We start from the raw sequence: 4,894 nt of genomic DNA, 5'->3' as shown, positions 1-4,894 counted from the left end.
TTGGCTACTACTGCCTTCTTTGCTACCGGCTTCTTGGCTGCTGCCGCCTTCTTTGCTACCGGCTTCTTGGCTGCTGCTGCCTTCTTCGCTACCGGCTTCTTGGCTGCTGCTGCCTTCTTCGCTACCGGCTTCTTGGCTGCTGCGGCCTTCTTCGGAGCTGCTGCCTTTTTGGCTGCTGCCGGCTTCTTCGCCGCGGCTGCTTTCTTAGCAGCGGGTTTCTTTGCTGTTGCCATTTGTTTCTCCTTCACGTGATGAGAAAGTTCAAACTACGAGGTTGGAAACCCGCATCGACCATCGCGATGATCCACGCGGATTATTCATCGGCACAAGCACACTTCTGTTTGCGCTAATGAATTCGGCACCAGCTGAACTGCTGCATCACCTCACACATGCAGCACTTCAGCCTCATTCAGCTACGCCCTCTCTTCTTGAATTCACCGCCGCGCGTCGGCGGTGATGGAGGTCCTGGCCGCGCGCTCAAACGGCGCTGCGAACCGCGAAGCCAAAAAAAACGCCGGCAGCAAAGCCGGCGTGGGAATACTGTTTCTGAAAACCCAACAGGTTTTTCAAAGAAAAAGCCGCCTTGCCCGACAGCGTCGGGGTAAGCGGCTGAATCACAGAAGATCGAGTCGTTCGTCTACTGTCCATTAAGTTCGGTTGTAACCTCTCGGTGTTGCAGTCTCTTCCTGCTTACCGATGGTGAGTCGACTGCTGTCTCTCCATCCGCTTGACGCTATCGACTCGGGATCTGATCTTGTTCATTCCCAGTTCAGTGCACCACCGGTCTGGTATTCGATCACTCGAGTCTCGAAGAAGTTGCGCTCCTTCTTCAGATCGATCATCTCGCTCATCCACGGGAAGGGATTCTCTTCCTGCGGGAACAGCTGATCGAGTCCGATCTGCTGTGCGCGGCGATTCGCGATGAATCGCAGGTACCCTTTGAACATTGGTGCATTCAATCCGAGTACTCCACGCGGCATTGTATCCTCTGCGTAGCGATATTCCAACTCTACCGCACGCAAAAACAACGCTTTGATCTCTTCGCGAAACTCTGCAGTCCACAGGTGCGGGTTCTCGAGCTTGATCGTGTTGATGAGATCGATCCCGAAATTGCAGTGCATCGATTCATCACGCAGGATGTACTGGTACTGCTCCGCTGCTCCCATCATTTTGTTTTGACGACCGAGCGCGAGGATCTGCGTGAAGCCGACATAGAAGAATAATCCTTCCATCAGGCATGCAAACACGATGAGCGAACGCAGCAGTGTCTGGTCCGCTTCGACGGTACCGGTCTTGAATTCCGGATTGGTGAGCACGTCGATGAAGGGAATCAGGAACTCGTCCTTGTCGCGGATCGACGCAACCTCGTGGTACGCGTTGAAGATCTCGCCCTCGTCGAGACCGAGCGACTCGACGATGTACTGGTATGCGTGGGTATGAATTGCTTCCTCGAATGCCTGGCGCAGCAGGTACTGGCGGCACTCCGGCGCGGTGATGTGGCGGTAGGTGCCCAGCACGATGTTGTTGGCGGCGAGCGAGTCGGCAGTGACAAAGAAGCCGAGGTTGCGCTTGATGACGCGACGCTCGTCTTCGGTCAGTCCGTTCGGGTTCTTCCACAGCTCGATGTCGCGCTGCATGTTGATTTCCTGCGGCATCCAGTGGTTCGCGCAACCGGCAAGGTACTTGTCCCATGCCCACTTGTACTTGAACGGGACCAGCTGGTTGACGTCGGTCTGGCCGTTGATGATGCGCTTGTCGGCGGCATTCACGCGGCGGGTTTCGGCGCCCGCGGAGGATTGTGGTTTGGCGACGAGCGCCGGATTCAGGGCGATGTCGGACGCGCTAGGACGCAGGACCGGAGACGTCACGGCGGCGAGCGCCGGCTGCGGTTGCGGAGCTTGAGCGGGTTTTGCGACCGGGGTTGCTTCGTCATCCCAACTTAGCATGGTGTTCTTCCTTACAGAGGGTATTGTAGTTGTCGTTGCGTGATGTTCAAGGAAACGGCGCGGCGGAGATGCCGCGCCGTTCACATGCGCAGTGTTACTGGCAGGCTTCGCACTCTTCGAAGCCAGCGTCGCCGGGACGCAGTGTGCACACCGGACCCGCGACTTCGGTCGGGATCGCCATCGGTTCGGCAGCGGCCGATGCGGTGGCGGCGGAACCCATGTTGGCGGACACCGCGTTGAGCGCGCCGGCCTTGGTGGTCGACTTCTCGGCGTGGGTCGCGCCGATGGTACGCAGGTAGTAGGTGGTCTTCAGGCCGCGCAGCCAGGCGAGCTTGTAGGTCTCGTCGAGCTTTTTGCCGGAGGCACCCGCCATGTAGATGTTGAGCGATTGCGCCTGGTCAATCCACTTCTGGCGGCGCGACGCGGCTTCCACCAGCCACTTCGGATCGACTTCGAACGCGGTGGCGTAGATCTCGCGCAGGTCTTGCGGGATGCGGTCGATCTTGGCCAGGCTGCCGTCGAAGTACTTCAGGTCGGCAACCATCACTTCGTCCCACAGTCCGCGTGCCTTGAGATCGCGCACCAGGTGCTCGTTGATCTCGGTAAATTCGCCGGACAGGTTCGACTTCACGTACAGGTTCTGATAGGTCGGCTCGATGCAGGCGGACACGTCGATGATGTTGGAGATCGTCGCCGTCGGCGCGATCGCCACGCAGTTCGAGTTGCGCATGCCGTGTGTCTTGATGCGGTCGCGCAGCGAGGCCCAGTCCATGGTTTCCGATGTGTCGACTTCCAGGTAGCCGCCACGCTCTTCGGCCAGCAGCTTCAGGGAATCCTGCGGCAGGATGCCGCGGTCCCACAGCGAACCTTGGTAGGAACTGTAACGGCCGCGCTCTTCCGCCAGTTCAGTCGATGCCCAGTAGGCGTAGTAGCAGACGGCTTCCATCGAGCGGTCGGCGAACTCCACCGCTTCCGCCGATGCGTACGGCACGCGCATCATGTGCAGGCAGTCCTGGAAGCCCATGATGCCCATGCCGACCGGACGGTGGCGCAGGTTGGAATCGCGCGCTTTCTTGACGGCGTAATAGTTAATATCAATCACGTTGTCGAGCATGCGCATCGCGGTGCGGATGGTCTTCTGCAGCTTGGCGTGGTCGAGCTTGCCATCCTTCATGTGTGCCGGCAGGTTGACCGAACCGAGGTTGCAGACCGCGATTTCGGAATCGTTGGTGTTGAGCGTGATCTCGGTGCACAGGTTGGAGCTGTGGACGACGCCGACATGCTGCTGCGGGGAACGGATGTTGCACGGGTCCTTGAACGTGATCCACGGATGGCCGGTCTCGAACAGCATGGACAGCATCTTGCGCCACAGGTCGAGCGCCTGGATCTTCTTGAACAACTTGAGCTCGCCACGGGCCGCCTTGGCTTCGTAGCCGAGGTAGGCTTCCTCGAAAGCGCGGCCGAACTTGTCGTGCAGGTCCGGGACGTCGGACGGCGAGAACAGGGTCCACTCGCCTTTTTCCATCACGCGCTTCATGAACAGGTCGGGAATCCAGTTCGCGGTGTTCATGTCATGGGTGCGGCGGCGGTCGTCGCCGGTGTTCTTGCGCAGGTCGAGGAATTCCTCAATGTCCATGTGCCAGGTTTCCAGGTAGGCACATACCGCGCCCTTGCGCTTGCCACCCTGGTTCACGGCGACGGCGGTGTCGTTCACCACTTTCAGGAACGGAACCACGCCCTGCGATTTGCCGTTGGTGCCTTTGATATGGGCACCGAGCGCGCGCACCGGGGTCCAGTCATTGCCGAGGCCGCCGGCGAATTTGGCCAGCAGCGCGTTCTCTTTAATGGCTTCGTAGATGCCCTCCAGGTCGTCCGACACGGTGGTCAGGTAGCAGGAAGACAGCTGCGAACGCTGGGTGCCGGAGTTGAACAGCGTCGGCGTCGAGCTCATGAAGTCGAAGGACGACAGCAGGTTGTAGAACTCGATGGCGCGGGCTTCGCGGTCGATTTCGTTGAGCGCCAGGCCCATCGCGACGCGCATGTAGAAGGCCTGTGGCATTTCGATGCGGGTGCCCTGGATGTGCAGGAAGTAGCGGTCGTACAGCGTCTGCAGGCCGAGGTAGCCGAACTGCAGGTCGCGTTCCGGCTTGATGGCGTCGGCCAATTTCTTCAGGTCGAACTGCGACAGCTTGTCGTCCAGCAGGTCGGCGGCGATGCCCTTCTTGATGAATTTCGGGAAGTAATCAATATAGTGTTGCTGCGCGTCGGCCTGGGCGACTTCCTGGCCGAACACTTCCTTGCGGATGGTGTGCATCAACAGGCGGGAGGTGACCTTGCTGTAGGCCGGGTCCTTTTCCATCAGCGCGCGGGCAGCCAGGATGGCGGACTTGTGCAGCTCTTCGACGGGCACGCCGTCGTACAGATTCTTGACGGTCTCGGCCAGGATCGCTTCGGCATCGACATGCTTTTCGAGGCCGACACAGGCGGAGGAGATCAGGGTACGCACCTGATCGAGGTCGAGCGGACGGCTCTGGCCGTTTTCGATGACGTGCAGCTGGGGGGCGTCGACGGCCTTGGCCGCTTGCTGCTGTGCACGCTCTTCCATGCGCTTGGCGCGGTACAGCACATAGGCGCGGGCGACGTCATGCTCGCCGGAGCGCATCAGCGCCAGCTCGACCTGGTCCTGGACATCTTCAATATGGAAAGTGCCGCCGGCCGGCTGGCGGCGCACCAGCGCGGACACCACGCCATTGGTCAGCTGCTCGACCAGCTCGCGCACGCGGGCAGATGCCGCGCCCTGCCCGCCGTTCACGGCAAGGAAGGCCTTGGTCATGGCGATGGAGATTTTCGACGGCTCGAAGCCGACGACCGCGCCGTTGCGGCGGATGATCTTGTAGTCGCCGAGGCTGACGGACAGGTTCGCCGGCGTGTCGGCCGCCGTCGCCTGC

Annotated in this window: 4 protein-coding genes; all 4 read right to left on the bottom strand. The window is 60.3% G+C overall.

Annotation, left to right across the window (positions count from 1 at the left end; all coding sequences use genetic code 11):
• Positions 1-233, bottom strand: a 233-nt coding sequence (locus tag AYR66_RS27870; RefSeq protein WP_206047386.1) for a hypothetical protein, incomplete at its 3' end; no start/stop codon positions are given.
• Between the two features lie 244 nt (positions 234-477).
• On the bottom strand, positions 478-618 hold the full coding sequence (locus tag AYR66_RS29155; RefSeq protein ID WP_170942402.1) for a hypothetical protein: 141 nt from the start codon (positions 616-618) through the stop codon (positions 478-480).
• 140 nt (positions 619-758) lie between these two features.
• Complete coding sequence (locus tag AYR66_RS27865) at positions 759-1,946, bottom strand: ribonucleotide-diphosphate reductase subunit beta (RefSeq protein ID WP_088710775.1); 1,188 nt, start codon at positions 1,944-1,946, stop codon at positions 759-761.
• Positions 1,947-2,040: 94 nt separating this feature from the next.
• Positions 2,041-4,863 (bottom strand): ribonucleoside-diphosphate reductase subunit alpha, encoded by a 2,823-nt coding sequence (locus tag AYR66_RS27860; protein WP_088710776.1) that lies wholly within the window; start codon positions 4,861-4,863, stop codon positions 2,041-2,043.
• Between the last annotated feature and the right edge of the window lie 31 nt (positions 4,864-4,894).

Source organism: Noviherbaspirillum denitrificans, assembly GCF_002211445.1.
Taxonomy (GTDB): Bacteria; Pseudomonadota; Gammaproteobacteria; order Burkholderiales; family Burkholderiaceae_D; genus Noviherbaspirillum; species Noviherbaspirillum denitrificans.
Note: the sequence above shows the minus strand (reverse complement) of the source record. Positions and strands in the feature narration are given on the sequence as shown.

Coding starts and splice junctions, on each gene's coding strand:
- AYR66_RS27865 (WP_088710775.1), bottom strand. CDS start 1,946: ATGCTAAGTTGGGATGACGAAGCAACCCCGGTCGCAAAACCCGCTCAA.